General features: G+C 52.7%; 17 protein-coding genes. 2 read left to right on the plus strand and 15 right to left on the minus strand.

Annotation, left to right across the window (positions count from 1 at the left end; all coding sequences use genetic code 11):
* Positions 1–59: 59 nt before the first annotated feature.
* From LHF31_RS00065 to LHF31_RS00090, 6 genes are read right to left on the minus strand one after another with little or no spacing between them, the layout of a single operon-like run.
* Positions 60–2,216 (minus strand): DNA translocase FtsK, encoded by a 2,157-nt coding sequence (locus LHF31_RS00065; RefSeq protein ID WP_298005474.1) that lies wholly within the window; start codon positions 2,214–2,216, stop codon positions 60–62.
* Positions 2,213–3,160, minus strand: a complete 948-nt coding sequence (locus LHF31_RS00070; protein ID WP_303773040.1) for a 30S ribosomal protein S1 — start codon at positions 3,158–3,160, stop codon at positions 2,213–2,215. The genes LHF31_RS00065 and LHF31_RS00070 overlap by 4 nt, the downstream gene beginning before the upstream one ends.
* A 56-nt stretch (positions 3,161–3,216) precedes the next feature.
* Entirely contained in the window at positions 3,217–5,118 is a 1,902-nt protein-coding gene (locus tag LHF31_RS00075; RefSeq protein WP_298008997.1) for a histidine kinase N-terminal 7TM domain-containing protein, read from the minus strand.
* 39 nt (positions 5,119–5,157) lie between these two features.
* Positions 5,158–5,700 (minus strand): GNAT family N-acetyltransferase, encoded by a 543-nt coding sequence (locus LHF31_RS00080; protein ID WP_298009000.1) that lies wholly within the window; start codon positions 5,698–5,700, stop codon positions 5,158–5,160.
* 9 nt (positions 5,701–5,709) lie between these two features.
* Entirely contained in the window at positions 5,710–6,393 is a 684-nt protein-coding gene (locus LHF31_RS00085) for a hypothetical protein (RefSeq protein WP_298009004.1), read from the minus strand.
* A 51-nt stretch (positions 6,394–6,444) separates the two neighbouring features.
* The gene (locus LHF31_RS00090) at positions 6,445–7,281 is read right to left on the minus strand and encodes a purine-nucleoside phosphorylase (RefSeq protein WP_298009007.1); all 837 of its coding nucleotides are present in this window, start codon (positions 7,279–7,281) and stop codon (positions 6,445–6,447) included.
* Positions 7,282–7,549: 268 nt separating this feature from the next.
* On the opposite strand from LHF31_RS00090, the gene LHF31_RS00095 reads away from it, so the two are divergent.
* Complete coding sequence (locus tag LHF31_RS00095; RefSeq protein WP_303773044.1) at positions 7,550–9,739, plus strand: HD domain-containing phosphohydrolase; 2,190 nt, start codon at positions 7,550–7,552, stop codon at positions 9,737–9,739.
* On the plus strand, positions 9,736–11,313 hold the full coding sequence (locus LHF31_RS00100) for a diguanylate cyclase (protein WP_303773046.1): 1,578 nt from the start codon (positions 9,736–9,738) through the stop codon (positions 11,311–11,313). The genes LHF31_RS00095 and LHF31_RS00100 overlap by 4 nt, the downstream gene beginning before the upstream one ends.
* A gap of 39 nt (positions 11,314–11,352) precedes the next feature.
* On the opposite strand, the gene ltaE is transcribed toward LHF31_RS00100, so the two are convergent.
* Genes ltaE through minC form a run of 9 tightly spaced genes read right to left on the minus strand, consistent with a single transcriptional unit; the run spans position 11,353 to position 18,796 of the window.
* The gene (gene ltaE / locus LHF31_RS00105) at positions 11,353–12,411 is read right to left on the minus strand and encodes a low-specificity L-threonine aldolase (RefSeq protein ID WP_303773048.1); all 1,059 of its coding nucleotides are present in this window, start codon (positions 12,409–12,411) and stop codon (positions 11,353–11,355) included.
* Positions 12,408–13,340: an RluA family pseudouridine synthase gene (locus LHF31_RS00110; RefSeq protein ID WP_303773050.1), complete on the minus strand. Its 933-nt coding sequence runs from the start codon at positions 13,338–13,340 to the stop codon at positions 12,408–12,410. Before LHF31_RS00110 ends, ltaE begins: the two co-directional genes overlap by 4 nt.
* Positions 13,340–13,870 (minus strand): signal peptidase II, encoded by a 531-nt coding sequence (gene lspA, locus LHF31_RS00115; protein ID WP_369685040.1) that lies wholly within the window; start codon positions 13,868–13,870, stop codon positions 13,340–13,342. Before lspA ends, LHF31_RS00110 begins: the two co-directional genes overlap by 1 nt.
* Entirely contained in the window at positions 13,758–14,297 is a 540-nt protein-coding gene (locus LHF31_RS14585; protein WP_369685041.1) for a DUF123 domain-containing protein, read from the minus strand. Before LHF31_RS14585 ends, lspA begins: the two co-directional genes overlap by 113 nt.
* A 47-nt stretch (positions 14,298–14,344) precedes the next feature.
* A complete protein-coding gene (gene gltX / locus LHF31_RS00120; protein WP_303773054.1) occupies positions 14,345–15,838 on the minus strand; it encodes a glutamate--tRNA ligase in 1,494 nt (497 codons plus the stop codon).
* Between the two features lie 21 nt (positions 15,839–15,859).
* Positions 15,860–16,987 (minus strand): FtsW/RodA/SpoVE family cell cycle protein, encoded by a 1,128-nt coding sequence (locus LHF31_RS00125; RefSeq protein WP_303773055.1) that lies wholly within the window; start codon positions 16,985–16,987, stop codon positions 15,860–15,862.
* Between the two features lie 38 nt (positions 16,988–17,025).
* Positions 17,026–17,289 carry a cell division topological specificity factor MinE gene (gene minE / locus LHF31_RS00130; RefSeq protein ID WP_303773057.1) on the minus strand — a complete coding sequence of 88 codons (264 nt, stop codon included), beginning with the start codon at positions 17,287–17,289 and terminating at the stop codon, positions 17,026–17,028.
* Between the two features lies 1 nt (position 17,290).
* On the minus strand, positions 17,291–18,094 hold the full coding sequence (gene minD / locus LHF31_RS00135) for a septum site-determining protein MinD (RefSeq protein ID WP_303773059.1): 804 nt from the start codon (positions 18,092–18,094) through the stop codon (positions 17,291–17,293).
* A gap of 15 nt (positions 18,095–18,109) precedes the next feature.
* The gene (gene minC, locus LHF31_RS00140; protein ID WP_303773061.1) at positions 18,110–18,796 is read right to left on the minus strand and encodes a septum site-determining protein MinC; all 687 of its coding nucleotides are present in this window, start codon (positions 18,794–18,796) and stop codon (positions 18,110–18,112) included.
* Positions 18,797–18,799: the final 3 nt, after the last annotated feature.

Here is an 18,799-nt window from a genome sequence, read left to right on the forward strand (position 1 = left end):
GATAAACATATACCGATAACCGGCACTGCGCCTTATGCTATCTTACCCATGAGGAACTGTCAAGAACCCTGTTCGTTTTCCTCGCCATCTTCCGGCAAGGGTGGCAAAAGTACCTCGCGGTCCTTTCCACCCCCTTGTGAGGGACCCACAATTTCCATCTCTTCCATGAGATCAATCAAACGGGCGGCGCGGGGATATCCAATGCGCATCCGCCGCTGGAGCAAAGAAGCACTGGCACGCCGGGCTTGCCGGACAATACGAATGGCTTCTTCCAGCAAAGCATCGCCTTCTTCCTCAGCGGCATTGACCAGAAACTCCTCCCATGGCACCGGCACTGGTTCTTCAGAAGCAGGCACTTGCTTTTGCCAGTAAGCGATGATGCGCTCCACCTCTTGATCGGCAACCATGACCCCCTGGGCACGCTGGGGAGTACCCACTTCAGGGTTCAGGAAGAGCATATCCCCCTTTCCAAGCAGGGTTTCAGCGCCTACCACATCCAGAATGACACGCGAATCCACCGACGATGCCACGCTGAAGGCAATACGGGCAGGGAAGTTGGCTTTAATTAAACCGGTAATCACATCTGTTGAAGGGCGCTGTGTGGCTACCACCAGATGAATGCCAATGGCACGCGCTTTCTGAGCCAGACGCACCAGCGCCGGCTCGGTGTGTTCTGGAGCCGTCATCATTAGATCTGCCAGTTCATCCACAACCACCACAATTCTCGGCAGGGGAGATTGTCCGCGTTTCTCTGCACGGCGGTTATAGGTTTCCAGATCACGAGCGCGGGCTTGCTCGAGAACTTTGTAACGATTCTCCATCTCTGCCACTGCCCACTGTAGAACAGCCACCATGCGCTCCATTTGAGTCTCAACCTTGCCCAGCAAATGCGGCAACCCATTAAAACGAGAAAGTTCTACCATTTTGGGATCCAGCAGTACCAGACGCAAGCGTTCCGGGGTGTTATTCATCACAAGGCAGGTCACAATGGCAGACACACACACCGATTTTCCGGAACCGGTTGTGCCTGCAATCAATAAATGGGGCATTCGCGCCAGGTCCGCCACCACTGCCTGACCCGAAACATCCTTACCCAGTGCCAGCGCCAGAGGAGAATTCAGGCGCTGGAAGGCTTCATCCTGCATCAGAGAACGCAACCGGACCACGGTATTACGAGGGTTGGGCACTTCAATGCCCACATAGGAACGTCCCGGCACAGGGGCTTCGATTCGTAAACGCTCTGCTGAAAGCGCCATGGCAAGGTCGCGCTGTAAGGCAGAGATTTGAGCGACCCTCACCTTCATATGGGTGACTTCGCCATCAGCCCCCGTCCGCTCCACATAGCCCGGCTCCACCGCATACTGGGTAATGGTGGGGCCCACCCGATAGCCAACCACCTTTACCGGCAATCCAAACTCTGCGAGCACCTGCTCGATACGCAAACCGGTCTCAATAATGGTATCTTCGTCAGGGGCGGCGGATTGTTCCTCCACCAGCAAATCCAGAGGAGGTAAGCGGGAATCGCGCTGTGCCTGTGAAAGGGGTTTATCGGGTTCACTTTCTTCAGAAGGGCGGGTTGAGGTTGACGACAAAGGGCTCTGGACAGCCACTGTTGCTGTAGAAGTGCTCATCGCATCCAGCCATTTTAAAAGTGCCTGAAAACCCCATCCTAAAAGTCCACTGCCATATGATAACAACACCAGCAGGGCAAACAGCAGGACAATGGTAATCCACGGATAGGGGAAAGCCACCTCCAGCAAACTCGCCAGCCCCCATCCGATCACCCCACCATCTTTCCCGCTTTCTGCACGGGTGAGATCCATTCCTCCAAATACTGCCAGTAAGGCTAAAAGGAAAAAAGCACTGGCTTCCAGAGCCAGTGTACGCCCAAGAGAAATATGGGGAAATTCCTGAAAGTAATGGCGGAAGCAAAGCAACCCCAGCAGGATGAAAACTGCCACCATCCCCCAGGCGAGCCAGCCAAAAGCCATGCGGATACTACCCACCCAGGCATCCAGGAGGACACCCCGAGACCATCCTGCCAGACCAAGGAAGGTCATAAAAGCCCATGCCATTAAAAAGATACCCAGAATATCCCATCCAAAACGGCGAAAACGCCCCCACCACTCCATACCAGTTGTGGTTGTGGTTTCTTCGCCAGTTGGAGGAGATCCTGGAGATACCCCTGTGGGCTTGCGTTTTGGTTCTAACTTCATTCGATTCGAACCAGCCCTAAGCCAAGCCGGCGACGCTCGGCATCCAGATGCAGAATGCGCACCTGCACCTTTTGCCCAACCGTCATCACCTTTTCAATGTCCTTTACCCCATCGGGCAGGGACATGGTCGAGATGTGGATCAACCCTTCCACCCCTTCTTTCAGGCGGGCAAAGGCACCAAACCGCATGATCGCGGTCACTTCGGCTTCCACGACATCACCGGGACGGTAAATTTGGGGCAAAGCCTCCCAGGGATTGGGACAAAGCCGCTTGAGGCTGAGCGCTACCCTTCCATTTTCAGCCGAAACCGTTAGCACCAGGGCGCGCACCGGATCGCCCACCCGCAGAATATCAGTCGGGTGTTGCACCCTCCCCCACGACAGTTCGGAGACATGAATTAGCCCTTCCAGACCACCCAAATCCACAAAAGCGCCAAAGTCGGTGACGTTCGTCACAGTTCCATTGACAATTTCGCCCGCGCGCAGGGTGCTGAAAAGTTGCCGGCGTTTCCCCTCGCCAGCCAGCGCCGCGCGTTCTGAAAGGACAATCCTCTCAGACTGCATCTCACATTCAATGACCTTGAGGGAAAGAATCCGCCCCACGTAATTTGCCAGGCTCTGCCTGCGTTGTTCCTCGTCGCCGGGGACACAGGGCATCTCCACCAGATGAGACACCGGTACAAACCCTTGAATATCCTCCCCGCGCACCAAGAGCCCGCCGCGATTGAAGCCGTACACCTCCAGTTTGACAACTTCGTCGTTTTCCAGATACTGGCGTGCTTTTGCCCAGTTGACACTGGCAGAGATTCCCGTGGATTTTGCTCCGGAAGACCTGAGCAGATTTTCTCCATAGACCTGCTCATCCGCAAGCACCGAAGCCCACCAGCCTTCATCCATAGGCATCTCCACTTCCTCAATACTGGCAACTGATCGCCTTACCGCCATTTCTTACCTCCATACCCCATCTCTGTAAGTTGTTAAGAATAAAATACCAACCGCGGCTATTCCTGCTTCTGGTTGGCTCCCTCCCGAGCATCCATTTCCATTTCCAGAATGGCTTTTGCGACGGCTTCAATGGCAACCCGCTGTTTCCGATAAAGATCTGCTTCTGACATGGCTAAACGCATCGCAATATCACGCACCTTGCGCCCTTCAACAAACTTCATTTCCAGAATATTATACAATATCCATTCACCGGTGAACTTTCTTTCGCCCTCGGGTTTTACCTGATCAATGGCTTGCCGGAGCACCGCGCGGAGTGCGTTGGCTTGATTGCCATTATGTTCACGCAGGGCTTCCTGAACAACCCTGTACTTCATCAGGGGATTATTGAGCAATTTAGGACCACCCCAGTAATGCGAAAGCGCTTCCCGCACCCATGTCGCCACATCTTCAGGGGCTTCTGGGACCTCCGCTTGCATGAATTCCTGACGATCATACTGACCTGCAGTGCGAAGACGCTGAATAAAATCTGCCTGAGGAGTAAGGGCTTCCAGAGCGGAAAAAATCCGTTCCTGGAGTTTACGGTCGCGCAGTGCCATCGCCGCCCGATCAATCAACATCCAGATGGTTTCATCCGGCTCAAGCGCTACCTCTTTGCCTTCCACGCCGCTCACCCCAATGAACCCCAGCAGAGGGCTTTCTTCTCCATTATGAAGCGGGAAAAGCCAGTCTCCCTCCCAGATGAAATAGCGGGCTTCTCGGGCTTTTTCCCACTCCGGATAAATCTTCAGAGGAGATTGCGTTGGATCCTCCAGACGTTCAAAACGGGTTTTGCCCTGTGAAAGAATGAACTGGGAGCCGGATTCCAGACCGACCAGATAGGCTCCTTCCGCCTGAGTGCGGTCCATCAAAGCGACCAGAATCATCTCCAGGAACTGACGCAGGTCGTTCCGCGTTACCAGTCTCTCTTCCAGACGCCGTAAAATTTCCAGTTCTTCACGATCGTTTCCTGCAAAGAGAATGCGTTCTCCCAAAGGCGACAGCAGAGTAATGAGATACTCCAGAATCAAAATGGTGGCAACCATTGCAACCGGCACAAGGATGCTGGCGTTGTACCCAAGCACATCACCACCGCGCCGGATTAATGTCACCACGCCCAGCGTTGCCGATGCAGTAAAGGGACCTCGCATCAGCCACTTGAACAGGCGCGCCTTGACCACCCGGTCCGGCATCATCACCCCGAAGAAAGCCACAACATACGCCATAACCACCAGCAAGGTTCCTACCAGAGCATTGACCAGTGCCGCCAAGCCCCAGAACCAGATGGGATGCCGCAAGGGAAAATCAGGGTTATAAGGGAGGAAGGGGAATACCCCTAGAATTAACGCTACCGAACTGAATACCAGATAGAACATGCGGCGCCGACTGGCAGAGAGCGTCGATCGCCGCATGGCACGAACCAGTAAACTGATACCAATCCCACAAAGGGTGATCAGGTAAACGAGAAAAACATTGGTCAGAGGGGTGGGCTGAAAATGGCTGATTTTCCCCTCCACACTGACCACCGGACCAATCAGCCAGCCAAATGGAATGGACAATAAGAAAAGGAAAGAGATAAAATACGCCAGACGCGAAAGGAAACGCCTTCGCCCCCGGCTGGGCTGTCCCGTGGTGGCTAACACGGCATCCGCAAAATGCAGGTAGGTGGCAGGTAGAAAAACCACTCCTGCCCACTGCACCTGCAACCAGAACATTTGGTCCGCACTTGAAGAGGCAATGTTACCCATTGATTCGGCAGTAAACGCCACCACCACGCATACCAGAATCAAGGCAAAAGAGCGAACCACTCGATTGAACAAATTGAACGCCAGAGCATAGAGCAAAAGCGCAAAGGCTGTTATGGCAATCCCGGCAGTGAAAATATCACTGAGCGCTCGAAGGATACCCTGTAGTGCAATCATGCCGTCATTCTGCATACTTTCCCAGCCAGTTCGTTCTCATCAACGCAAAGATTGCGCAAAGAATAAGGCAATGTCTTGATTCGCAAAGTAAGCGTCGCTGAAACCCGAAAATTCATAGCCAAGTTTTTTTGCCAGTTGAATGGCAGGATAATTCTTGGACTGCATTTCCAGCATAATCCGGCGATATCTCCGCTCGAGGGCATAATCCTGCACCGCAATCAAAAGCGCAGTGCCAATGCCCTCACGGCGCAAATCGTGACGCACGATTAAATCTTTTACCCACAAATTGCCCGATGTGATTTCCAGCGCCAGACGAGCAAACCCTACCGGTATACTGGAAAGGCTGGCGGTGAGAAAGATATCTTTGTCGAGCCAGCCTTCCTGAAAAATATCCTCCAGAGAACGGGGGTATTCAACCAGAACTTCCCGCGGAAGACGCACCTCACGAAAACGCACCTGAATCTGCTCTTCCTCCCCACCCCGATCCATTTGCCATACTTTCACAGTATAGTAAGAGGGAACAATCTGGCTGAGCGCCGGGAGATCCGATGATACGGCAGGACGAATGGCTACTTGTGGCATGGCATTCCTTTAAGGTGAATTGATAATCCGTACCTGAATCACACAGGCAGGGAAGACATTGTTCTGGTTATCAGTGACCACCAGGCGCAAACGATAATCTCCGGGGACAATCTGGCTGACATCCCAGTATCCAATCAATGCGTTCACTTTTGGGCGGTTATCCGCAGCAATGGTCACCCAATCTTCCGAGTCCATACTGGCGTACTCATATTTGAAAAACCCCAGATTTGGAACATTCACCGTCCCCTTTAATTCTACAGTTTTTTCAATTTCTTCGCCGGGACGGGGTGAAATCCACTCAATCTGGCCCTCAATACAGCCTTCCTGTGAAGGGGTTACCGTCATGATGAGATTCGATGGGGTAGGCGTACTGGCTTGAGGTGTAGTGAGCGGAGCGAAGGGGGTCTCAAGCACATTGAGGGTTGGGGTTTGAAAAACCGGTTTGCCCATATAAGCAGGAGCAACAAACGAAACCAGAAAGAACTCGGCAAATACCAGCAATACCATCAACCCCATCATGGTGAGAGCGGACAGGATTTTACGGCGGGCAATCTCCCGTTCAATGCCAAAAATGGATTTTCGGTACTCTTCCCAGGCAGATAAAAGCCGCCACAGATAGATTAACGCGACTCCTCCAGCGAGGAAATACACTCCGCTTTCGTACTGCTGAAGAAAACGGATCAGGTCGTCCATAATCCTGTGACGGCATTCAATCCCGACAAATCTGTGATTGCAGATTCAGGGTTAGAGTCTCTGCAATACCCGGGTAATCAGCGTTTCCAGTTTGGGAACAATTTGCTTTCCTGCCTCAAGCACCTCTTCGTGGGTGGTGATGGTATTGCCATCCAGATTGGCTTTATTGCTGATGCCAGAAAACGCCAGAACACGCATACCGGCATGTCTGGCAACAATGGCTTCTGGCACAGTGGACATTCCCACTGCATCCGCACCGATGATGCGCAGGAAACGCAAATCCGCAGGGGTTTCAAAAGAAGGACCGGACAATCCTACATACACCCCTTCCCGCAGGGCAATTCCGGCTTTTTGGGCTTCCTCCCGGGCAATTTGCAACAATTCCCGGTCGTACACCTGACTCATGTCCGGGAATCGAGGACCAAACTCATCCAGATTGGGACCTCGCAACGGATTGAAACCGGTCATTCCCATCAGAGATAAGTGGTCCGTGATAAGCATGACGTCGCCCGGCTCAAACTCCGGGTGAATGGCACCTGCCGCATTGGTCAAAATCACTGTGTTGATTCCCAGACGCTTCATCACCCGAATCGGCAGGGTTACCTCTGCCATGGAATATCCTTCGTAGAAATGAGCGCGCCCCTGTTGTACAAGCACCTGTGTTCCAGCCAGTTCCCCAATGACCAGTCTGCCGGCATGTCCCGGCACGGTAGAGACCGGCCAGTGAGGAATGGTAGGGTACTCAATATATACAGGGTTTCGTATCTGATCCGCCAGCCCTCCTAACCCCGAACCCAGCACCAGTCCGACCACTGGCTGGACATCCAATCGCTGGCGAATGGACTGCGCGGCTTCGTCAATCTCCCTTAACGAGAAAAATTCCGGCATGAATGCTTCTCCTTGAACGCTTTATCCGCATGAAGAATGTGTGGGTTCTCCCCTGCTGGATTATATCAGAGTTTAAAGTGGTCTGAAGAACGCACCAGCAGGGAGGTGTCATGAATTTCTGGTTATAAGAATCTATTCCTTACAAAACTGAAATGAAGCCGAAATGTTACTGTAATTGTGTTTCAACACAGGGTATGCTAGACTTCTAACAGACGATGTTATCAACCGTTCCGCCACTTCATCTCATTGCAGTTTGAGTTCTTTCCTCATGAAACCATCCTCCCTGATTTCTTCTCCCCTCATCACCGGAAAACCGAAAGAGACCGTTCACGCGGAGGTAGAAGGCATTGATGCCGGACATGAGAACAGTGAAGAAGTGCGGCAATTAAAAGCCAGAATCCAGGCTCTGGAACAACAATTACTTCTCCAGCGCATTCAGAATGAACAACTGCTCAGGCTCAACCAGTTCAATCAGCAACTGGAAACGATGGAGGATATTCCTGTCGAAGCACAGCTGGCGGCAAATGTGCTTCATCAAACCCTGCATGCCTCTTTATGCATGGTGCTGGGATTTTCCCCCGCTTCCCAACGCCTGCAACTGCTTGCTGTAGCAGGTCCAGATGCCACGCTGATTCCTCCCGGATTTCAACACAGCATCACCCGCGGTTTGATTGGGCGCGCCATTCGCTCCCGCAAAACGCTGTTACGGCACCATCAAACCGAAGAGCCGCCTTTTAAACTCATTCCCCAGCTGTACCCATCTCAACTGGTCTGCCCTCTGCTGGATAACGGCAATCTGGAGGGGGTGCTGTTTATTGCCTCTCGGGAGATGGAATATTTTTCCCCACAGGACATCCCCTTCGTAGAAGCCCTGGGAATGAGGCTGACCAGCGCATGGTCGTATCAACGCTACCGCAACACGCTGGCAGACCTTGTACAGTCGGCGGCACTACTCACATCCACATTGAACTTAAACCAGTTAATGGAGAAAATTGCCGAAATTGCCCGCCAGAGCACGTATGCACACGCGGGAGTCATTGCGGTGCGTTACGAAGAAACCTGGCGCTGGGCACATGCGGGATCCATAGGCGGAACTGCCCTGAGCGAAACCTTACAGGAAATCGTCAATCATGTCTATCAAACGGGTATAGCCATCCGGGTTCGTGACATCCGCCGAGACCCGCGTACCAGCCATCTGGATCTGCGCGATCCCACCCTGCGTTCCATGCTGGTATCTCCCATCCTGCGGGAAAGTCAGCCTCTCGGGGTCATTTTGACCATTGGGAAAAAGCAGGGACTGAATTTTAATGAACAGGATGAGTTTTTGCTGGACTTAATTGGTACACACGCCGCTGTAGCCATCGAGCGCAGTTTTCTGGATGAAGAACTGCGTTCATCGTTGATGGTTACGCAAATGCTTCATGAACTGAGCATGCGGATCGCTGAGTCGGACGATTTGAACGCAGCGGCGCAGGTCATTGCTCTCACGGCTTACCGCATGTTCCAGGCAAGCGCCTGCGGCATGGTGCTGTATGGATTGGACGGTGAGATGGAGATCAGTTTACAGTATCCATCGGACGATACGGACATTTCCCATCCCATGGAAGTTATTCAGCAAGCCATGCAATCCCGCCAGATTTCCACCCAACGGGTGAACGAATGGGTTTCGCTGATGGCATTTCCGCTCCAGACCCACCGGCGCTGTTACGGCGCGTTGTGGCTGGAATTGATGGAAAGTTCCAGCAGGAACAATCACTATCCTGTTGATGAGGTGAGATTGCTTATCAATCAAGCCAGCATTGCACTGGAGCGATCGATATTACTGGCAGAAACGCGTCGCCAGGCGCATGAACTGGCACAAGCCTTCGATCAACTGGAACGCTCATACGACCAGACACTTCTGGCACTGATGAACTCACTGGACGCCCGCGATCACGAAACCGAACGTCACGTTTTACGGGTGCGCGAGATTGCCCTGAGAATCGCTCAGGAAATGGGTGTATCTCCTGCGGATCAAAAAGCCCTGGAAAGGGGAGCACTTTTACACGATATCGGTAAAATAGGTATTAGTGACACCATTCTTCACAAACCCGACTCATTAAATGAGCATGAATGGCGTCTCATGCGGGAACATCCACTTATTGGGGCGCGCATCATCCGGGAGATTCCATTCCTCAGCAATGCCATCCCCGTCATTGAATATCACCATGAGCGCTGGGATGGAAGCGGTTATCCGAAGGGACTGAAAGGAGAAGAGATTCCCCTGCTGGCGCGAATTTTCTCGGTTGCTGACGTGCTGGATGCTCTGCTCTCCGATCGCCCTTATCGGAAGCGTATTAACGTCGAAGATGCTCTTCAATACATTCGATCGCAATCCGGAAAGCAGTTTGATCCGGCGGTTGTCAATGCTTTGATGCGTTGCCTGCAAAAGAATACTCTGCATCTACTCGAAGCATGAGCCATTTTCTAAGCCGTATTGTACGAGTACCCGAAACCGGCAGAGACCAGCGCCTGTTATTGCCCATTCTTCTGGGCAGCGCCGGGATTGCGTTTTTTTTGTTTGTTTACGGGTATGTAGAAGGTACATCTATCACCCAACGCTGGATCAATGTCCTGAGCGGGTTAGCCCTGTTCGCTTATTTCCTGATTCAAAATCTTTTCCTGAAAACCGACTGGCACCAAAACCCTCTCACTGGCGTGGGGGTGTTCCTTTTTCACGTGGCTTTTGTGCTCTGGTTCACCCTGATTGAACCGTACAGTATTCGCTGGATTCAACTGGCAGTTGCCACTCTCTTCTTTATCAACATCACTATTTTGATGGGGCGGTGGTTTGCTTATGCCGTTCTGGGGATGGTGATCTTCCTGCTTTCCCCGCTGTTCCCAATCAACGTATTTCCCCAAATTTATATCACCTGGGACCGCCCTTTGAGTTTAATTTTATCCGCCACAATCATCAATGAGACATTCCACTGGATGAAAAAACGGATCGAGAAGCAGGTGGAAAGGCTCGAAATTATCAATCAAATGACCCGCAGTCTGGCATTTTCCATCGAGCCTTCTCAGGTCACTTCGTTGATGAGCAGTGCCATTCAATCGGCGCTCAACGCCGATACCTACTATATTGGATTCCTGGAAAACAGTCATCTGCGCCTGGTTTTGCTCTATGACGACGGCGAATTTTTTGAAGATCAACAGGTGGAACTCGAAAACACCTTTTCAGGCTGGGTGGTCATCAACCAGCGTTCTTTGCTGGTAAAGGACATAGACAAAGAAGCCGCCCGGCTGGGAATTACCCTGAAAAGCATCGGTAAGCCGGAACGGAGCCGTTCCTGGATGGGAACCCCGTTACAAACCCATGAGAAACTTTACGGCATGGTAGCGGTGGCTTCATATCAGGTCAATGCTTTCAATGATAGCGATCTGGAATTGCTAGAATCGTTTGCCCAGCAGGCAGCCATTTCACTGGAAAATGCCTTCCATCATCAGGAAGTTGAAACGCGATCCATGCAGGACAGCCTGACCTCCGCATTGAACCACGGAGCATTCCTGCAAAAACTCACCGAAGAATGTCAGAAAGCCTTACGAGGCGGTTATCCGCTCAGTTTAATCATGCTGGATATTGATCATTTCAAGGAATACAACGACCGATACGGGCATCTTGCAGGTGATCAGGTGTTGATCGAAATCACCCAATATATTCAACGATACCTGAAAAGCACCGACTGGGTGGGACGCTGGGGCGGCGAGGAATTTGCCGTCATTTTACCGAACGCCACCATTCTCCAGGCATGGGGAGTAGCCCGCCGCATCCAGAAATCTTTGACGCGCATGGAATTAAAAGATCGAGAAGGGAATCCCATCCCCGCCCCCACCATCAGCCAGGGAATTGCCTGCTTCCCCATGGAAGCGAGTGAAATCTACGCGCTGATTGACCTTGCCGACCAGCGCCTGTATCAGGCAAAAAGCCGCGGACGGGATCAAATCGAAACGCCGTTACCCGTATCCGAAATGGATGAAGAGGTACAACAATAAAAACATGTCCTCATGGATGGAGCCACAAGGACATATGGTTTATTGAGGGGAATATGGTCGCAGTACCTGAGCAAATGCCGCTACGGCGCGATGTATATCCTCATCATTAACCCAGTAATGGGTAACCAGCCGAAAGCGGCGGGTATCCACCCAATCCACTTTGACACCCAATTTTTCCAGTTCTGCCGAAACCTCAGGGGCATCCACGGAAATGCCTTCTTCCAGACACAGATACACCATATTGGTCTGGGGGTGAGGATTTTCCACAACCAGCCCTTTGACTCCGCAAAGCCGTTCGGCAAGCAAACGGGCGCGGTCATGATCTTCTGCCAGACGATCCACCATTTTCTCCAGGGCAATGATGCCAGCCGCAGCAAGAATGCCCGCCTGGCGCATACCGCCTCCTAACTGCTTGCGAATGCGACGTGCCCTGTAAATGAACTCTCGAGAACCACATAAAACCGATCCAACCGGGGCACACAGTCCCTTGCTCAGACAAAAGGTCACCGAGTCGGCATCTCGCACCAGATCTGCCACTGGCACCTGCAAAGCCACCGCCGCGTTGAAAATCCGTGCGCCATCCACATGCAGTTTCAACTGCTTCTCTCGCGCAAAAGCGCCAACCACCTGCATATACTCGGGTGTTAAAACCACCCCGCCACAGCGGTTGTGGGTATTTTCCAGAATAATTAATCGGCTGGTCGGGTAATGGGGGTCATCCTCACGTACAGCCTTGCGTAAGTCATCCAATCGAAGGGTGCCATCAGGCTGATTGGGAACCACAAAAGGGTGCACCCCGCCCAGCGCCGCAGAACCCCCTGCCTCAAAGAGATACGTATGGGAGAGGTGCCCCACAATCATCTCATCGCCGCGACCACAGTGGGTCAAAATGGCGGCAAGGTTGCCCATCGTCCCCGAGGGGATAAACAAGCCCGCTTCTTTTCCCAGTTTTTCTGCGGCAAGTTCTTCCAGACGATTTACGGTGGGATCTTCCCCCATGACATCATCCCCTACCTCTGCCTGTGCCATCGCTTGACGCATTTCGGGGGTAGGATGCGTGACCGTATCCGAACGTAAATCAATGAAACCCTGAATCATAACGTTGTCCTTCCACGCAAAATTTGAAGAACCTGTTCCAGTTCCGGGGGTAAAGGCGCTTCGAACGTGCGCGGAGTTTGCTCCCCCGGCAGTTGAATGGTCAACCGGTAGGCATGAAGGAAATGGCGATCCAGTGGAACCGTGGAATGCTTTCGTCCATACACCAGATCACCCGCTACTGGACAGCCAATAAACGCCAGATGCACGCGAATCTGATGGGTGCGTCCGGTTAACGGATGCACTTCCAGAAGCGCGTGAGATGGAAACTCTTCCCGGGTAAAGTACTCCGTGATTGACTCGCGCCCTTTTTCCGGCGGCACAACTGCCATGCGCTGTCGATTGCGGGGATCACGCCCAATCGGCGCTTCAATTCGCCCGGTTGGCGTTGGGGGATGTCCATCCACCAGCGCCAGATACATTTTCTGAACCCGGCGCAGACGGAATTGATCCTGCAACCAGCGGTGGGCGCGGTCATTCTTTGCCAGTAAGATCAATCCGGATGTATCCTTGTCCAGGCGATGCACCACACCCGGGCGTTCCTCCCCATGAATACCTTCCAGATCGGGAATGTGCGCCAGCGCAGCGTGCACCAGCGTACCGCGATCATGTCCTGCCGAAGGGTGCACGACCATTCCAGCGGGCTTATTGACCAGCACGAGATCTTGATTTTCAAAGAGAATATCCAGGGGAATGGGCTCAGGTTCCAGCGAAGTGGGTTGAGGAGGTGGAACGCGGATCTCTACCTCCATACCGGCTTCTACTGGAAATCCCGTCTTCTGAACCAGTTTACCGGAGACGCGCACAAAACCGTCGCGTATCAGCCCCTGGATTTGAGAACGGCTGAAATCAGGAAAATGGGCAACCAGAAACTTATCCAGACGCCCTTCCTGATGAGATTCACAGGTGAAGACAAAGACCTGATCTTCCATTACTGCACAACCGGATTTTCAGGTGGGCTCTCTCTGGATTCCTGAGCCAGACGGCGTTCACGCCGCTCTTGCAGGTAAACCCCCAGCAGCAGAATAATAACCCCAATGGTGATGCTGGAATCGGCAATATTAAAGACAGGGAACGTGCCAACCGAAATGAAATCGGTGACATATCCCTGATGGAGACGATCAATCATATTTCCCAGTGCGCCGCCCAACTGCAAACTCATGGCAAGGCGCAAACTCCAATCCTGATCCGGCACTCGAGGGTAATACAGGACAATGAAAACAGCAATAATGATGGCTAAAAAGATGAACCAGTCCCCCTTACCCTGAAACAGCCCAAACGCCACACCGGTGTTGTACCAGTGGACAAAGCGGGCATACGGCATCAGCCAGTCCCAGGGCGCCCACATCTCACCCGGTGCAAGGTGGGCGCGAACAAGGGCTTTGGTCCATTGATCCAGCAATATCACTGCTCCAGAAACCAGCAGGAGCATCCAGTAATTTCGCAAGAGTCTCTTCAACAATCTTCCTCCAAGCGTGATGCCCTCCCATTGTACCAAAAAACACCCAATGCGCGGAGCATTGCCGGGAGCAATCACTGGCGCCAAACCCCGGTAGAGGGATACTTGCCTGCGGGTGAACAATGAGGGCTTGCGCCCAGTCACACTCAGCATGTACCCCTTCACGCCACCCGGCTCCCAACAGAGTCAGATACGGTTTCAACCAGTCCAGGTGCCAGTGGGGGTGGGCAGGAACACTCAAATGATACCCCAGACGCGCACGCAATCCTCCCCGTCCCCACGCGCTACCGGTGTAAAAATACAACCCTTCCGGCAAGAACACAGGGGGAAAGCGTCCAACCCGGTACTCTCCAGGTTTCTCTAAAGAAAAGGCGAGAAAATACGTCCCCGGTTCATCAGGGAATGGGAGTGCAACCGTTATCTTCTTCATGCCTTGTGATCCAGGCAAAAGATCGGGAATACCCGCTCTCCGATAGATTATGCCATGGCTTCCAGCAATTCAATGGCACGGCGCACCCGCTTAAGGCAGGTATCCCGCCCGATGATCTCCATACTCTCGAATAAAGGCGGACTGACGGTTTGTCCGGTAACGGCTACCCGCAAAATTCCAAATACCTGCCCCGCCGAGAGCCCCAGTTCCTCCACCAGCGCTCGCATGGGCGGTTCGGCAACCGCAGGCGATACATCTGAAAGGCTTTCCAGCACTTCCAGACTGCGCCGGGCAACCTGTGCCGCTTCTGCCGGAGTCAGTCCTTTGGGAACCAGCGCCGCGGGGTCGGGAACAATTTCGTCTTTGAAGAAAAAGCCCGCCATGGCGACAACATCATCCAAGGTGGTCAGGCGCGGTTGAATGAGCGGAGCAATGCGGAGCAGTTTCTCATCCTCTACTGTGTATCCGGCAGAAATCAGAAACGGTTTGACCCGCTGGGCGAAATCGGGCAGCGCCAGGTGACGAATGTGCAAACCGTTGAAGTGGTCCAGTTTGGTGAAATTGATGGCTGCCGGAGAGGGGTTCAACCCTTCCAGAGAGAATTTTTCAATCAGGTCGGGCATGGTGAAAAATTCGGTGTGGTCGTCGTAACTCCACCCCATCAAAGCAATCCAGTTCACCACGGCTTCAGGAAGATACCCCAGATCTTTAAAATCGGTGACGAAAATGGAGTAGCCATCTTTCATCAAGTCGGCGGCTTCCCGCTTGCTCATTTTCCCCTTTCCGCTGGGCTTAAGGAACACAGAGAGATGAATAAACTCCGGTTCCTGCCACCCAAAAGCGCGGATAATGAGAGCATGCAAGGGGAAGGTTGGCAACCATTCAGCACCCCGGAAGACATGAGTGATCTTCATCAGGTGGTCATCCACCATTGCAGCAAGGTGATACAACGCCAGCCCATCGGATTTGACAATGACGTAATCGTCAATCAGGCGATTCTCCACGGTAATCTCCCCGCGGAGGAGATCCCTCACCACGGTTACACCCTCGCGGGGCGTCTTAAAGCGAATGACGTGACGCTCACCTCGAGCCACTCTACGGGCGGCTTCGTCAGGGTCAATGTTCCGGCAGGTGCCATCGTAATGTGGTTGTTCCTTGCGGGCTTGCTGTTCCTGACGCACTTTTTCCAGGCGTTCGGGGGTGCAGAAACAATAATACGCGTGCCCGCTCTCCACCAGCTGGCGGGCGTAGTGGAGATAAATGTCTTTACGCTCACTCTGGCGGTACGGTCCATAAGGGCCTCCCACATCGGGACCTTCATCCCACTGTAAGCCCAGCCAGTGCATCCCATCAATCAATTCCTGCTCAGCGGTGGGCACATAACGCTTCTGGTCGGTATCCTCAATTCTCAGGATAAACTGCCCCCCGGTTTTCCGTGCCAGCAGGTAGTTATAAAGCGCCGTTCGTCCACTCCCCAGGTGCATCCGTCCGGTAGGGGATGGTGCAAACCGCACCCGCACAGGTTTACTGTAATCGGTCATTCGCTCGCTCCAGTGATCGAATTAGAATTCCAGCACTTTGTGGCGGCTGACAACGCTTTCCACCAATCCAATGCCGAAGGCTAATGATAACATGGAACTGCCACCGTAACTGATAAATGGCAGAGTCAAACCCGTAACCGGAATGACGTTCAGATTCACACCAATATTCACCGCCATTTGAAAGAACAACAACACGCCAAAACCATAAGCGATCAAGGCACCAAAGGGATCAGCGGCAAGTGCAGCAGCGCGGAAACAACGGAGGATGACAAATAACAACAACAAAATGATCACCACCGTACCCACAAAGCCAAATTCTGCCGCCATGGCAGAAAAAATAAAGTCGGTATGGCGCACCTTGAGGAAGCGCAACTGCACCTGCGTGCTGTGTCCATAGCCGCTCCCAAACAACCCTCCAGAACCGATACTGATTAAGGCTTGCTGTACGTTGAAGATGTTCCCATGCCGCGAATTGGGATCCGGAAAGAGAAAGTCCACAATGCGCTTTAACTGATAGTCCTCAATAAAAGGAATTTTTTGCCCGCTAAACAGCATGAAGATAATGACCAGTAAGAGGACAATGGTCACCCCCAGTAAAATCCATAAATACTTGACCGGCAAGCCGCTCACCCACAGCATGGAAAACCAGATGACCATAATCACAATGGAAGTAGAGAGGTTGGGCTGGAGGAGAATCCAGATCACCACGCCAAAAGTGAGCAGAAAACTCTGCAGAATCCAGCGCACATCCTTTTTTCGGTCCTGGGTACGGGCAAAGAAATCTGCCAGCACGATAATCATGATGATTTTTGCCAGTTCAGACGGCTGAATCAAAATCAAGCCGGTATCCAGCCAGCGCGCCGACCCAAAGAAGGCAGTACCAAAGACAAAAATAATTAGAAGAGAAATAATGGCGCCAATGTACAGCACCCGGGATAGCGCCGAAAAATAGCGATAATCCAGGGATGCCATGAATAGAATCACCACAAACCCGATGATGACGTAAATGGTCTGACGCTGAACCAGTTCTGCCAGCACTTCGTTACCGGCAATGGCAGAACGAATCATGGCAATGCCAAAAATGGAAAGGATGACCACCGCCCCTAACAGCCAGTAATCAAAGTGTTTCCATGTCTCACGCTGAATCATACAAGGTACCTTTAAACACCCATTTACAGCCTGAACGCTTATCGTTTCCGGGGGGCGGGCTTGAGTGGAATATCCGCCAGCAAACGATGCTCACGACCTTCCTGAGACATGGTGATATGAACACGGGCTGGATCGATGGCAATGTAGCGCTCGATCACCGCCAGCAAATCATTCTTCAACTGTTCCATCTGAGCCGGCGACAAATCGGTGCGGTCATTAATCAAAACCAGTTTGAGGCGTTCTTTCGCCTGATCGGCGCTCTTGTTTCGTTGACCCATAAGCCAGTCCAGCCACCCTGCCATATCAACTGCCTCCCGAACGCATCATCCTTGCCAGTTTACTGAAGAAGTCCTGGCGATCATCCAGTTTCATCAAGGGGACGTTTTCGCCGTTCAAACGGCGGGCGATATTATGGAACGCCTCACCAGCGCGTGTTTTCCCGTTGAGTGCAATGGGTTGTCCACGGTTGGTGCTGATGATCACATTTTCATCCTCTGGAACGATTCCCAGCAAATCAATTGCCAGCAGTTCCAGCACATCCTCTGGAGAAAGCATCTCGTTGCGTTTGACCATGGCAGGATTAACCCGGTTGAGGATCAAACGGGCAGGTCCTTTTTCTTCTGCCTCCACCAGCCCCACAACCCGATCGGCATCCCGCACTGCAGAGACTTCCGGATTGGTCACCACCACCACCTGGTCTGCGGGGGCAATGGCATTGCGAAAACCGCGCTCAATTCCCGCAGGTGAATCGATACAAATGAAATCGAATTCCGGGCGCAGTTCATCACACAGGCGCACCATATCAGAGGGAGAAAGGGCATTTTTATCCCGGGTCTGCGCGGCAGGGATGAGATACAGTTCAGGCAAGCGTTTATCCCGAATCATTGCCTGGCGCAGACGGCAACGTCCTTCCACCACGTCCACCACATCATAGACAATGCGGTTTTCCAAGCCCAGCACTAAATCCAGATTGCGTAAGCCAATATCCCCATCAATGCACACCACTTTCTTGCCTAAAAGCGCCAGGGCTACCGCCACATTCGCGGTGGTGGTCGTCTTGCCTACGCCACCTTTTCCAGAGGTAAAAGTAATAACGCTTGCTGTCATCTGTGTACTGCTCCCTTATTTCTTCGATTTCCAGGTTTCGACAATGGCTCGTCCCTCTTCTATCCGCACCATTTGCGGTTCAGATTTTCCTTTGCGAGGCGGCAAAGTCACAGGAAAACCGGCTATACGCACACTGGTTGGATCCAGTTCTAATGCACAAATCACTGCCTGCTCATTTCCATCCATACCGGCATGCACACTGCCTTTCAGTTTTCCCCATACCAGAACATTGCCGCCCGCCAACACCTCACCACCGGGGTTAACGTCCCCCAGGATCACAATATGTCCATGATGAGAGACTTTGAATCCCGAACGCACCGTACGTTGCACGAGAATGGCATTTTCTCCCTGGAGATGACTTTCCAGAGGACGGATGGTGCGCTCAGGGCGGGGAGTTGAGAGGCGCGTTGCCAGTCCAAGGGCTTGAGCGTTTTGCTCCGTCACCGGAGAACGGCTGATAACCGCGTAAAGGGTAATGCCCCATTCCGAAAATTGATCGCGGAGAGCCCCCAGTTCAGCGGCATGAACGAGATGGTCACCCACATCCAGAGCCACACGCGCGCCTTTCAAAAAACCCAACCGCTCTTCCATGGTTTGCAGAAGCGCCGGACGGAGTTCTTCCCAGGAACCTTCTGAAAGGGTGATGAGCAACCCATCCCGCACGCCTTTGATGGTGACTGCCTGCCGCCTCTGCATGATCATGGC

The organism is Anaerolinea thermophila, assembly GCF_020723905.1.
Lineage (GTDB): Bacteria > Chloroflexota > Anaerolineae > Anaerolineales > Anaerolineaceae > Anaerolinea > Anaerolinea thermophila_A.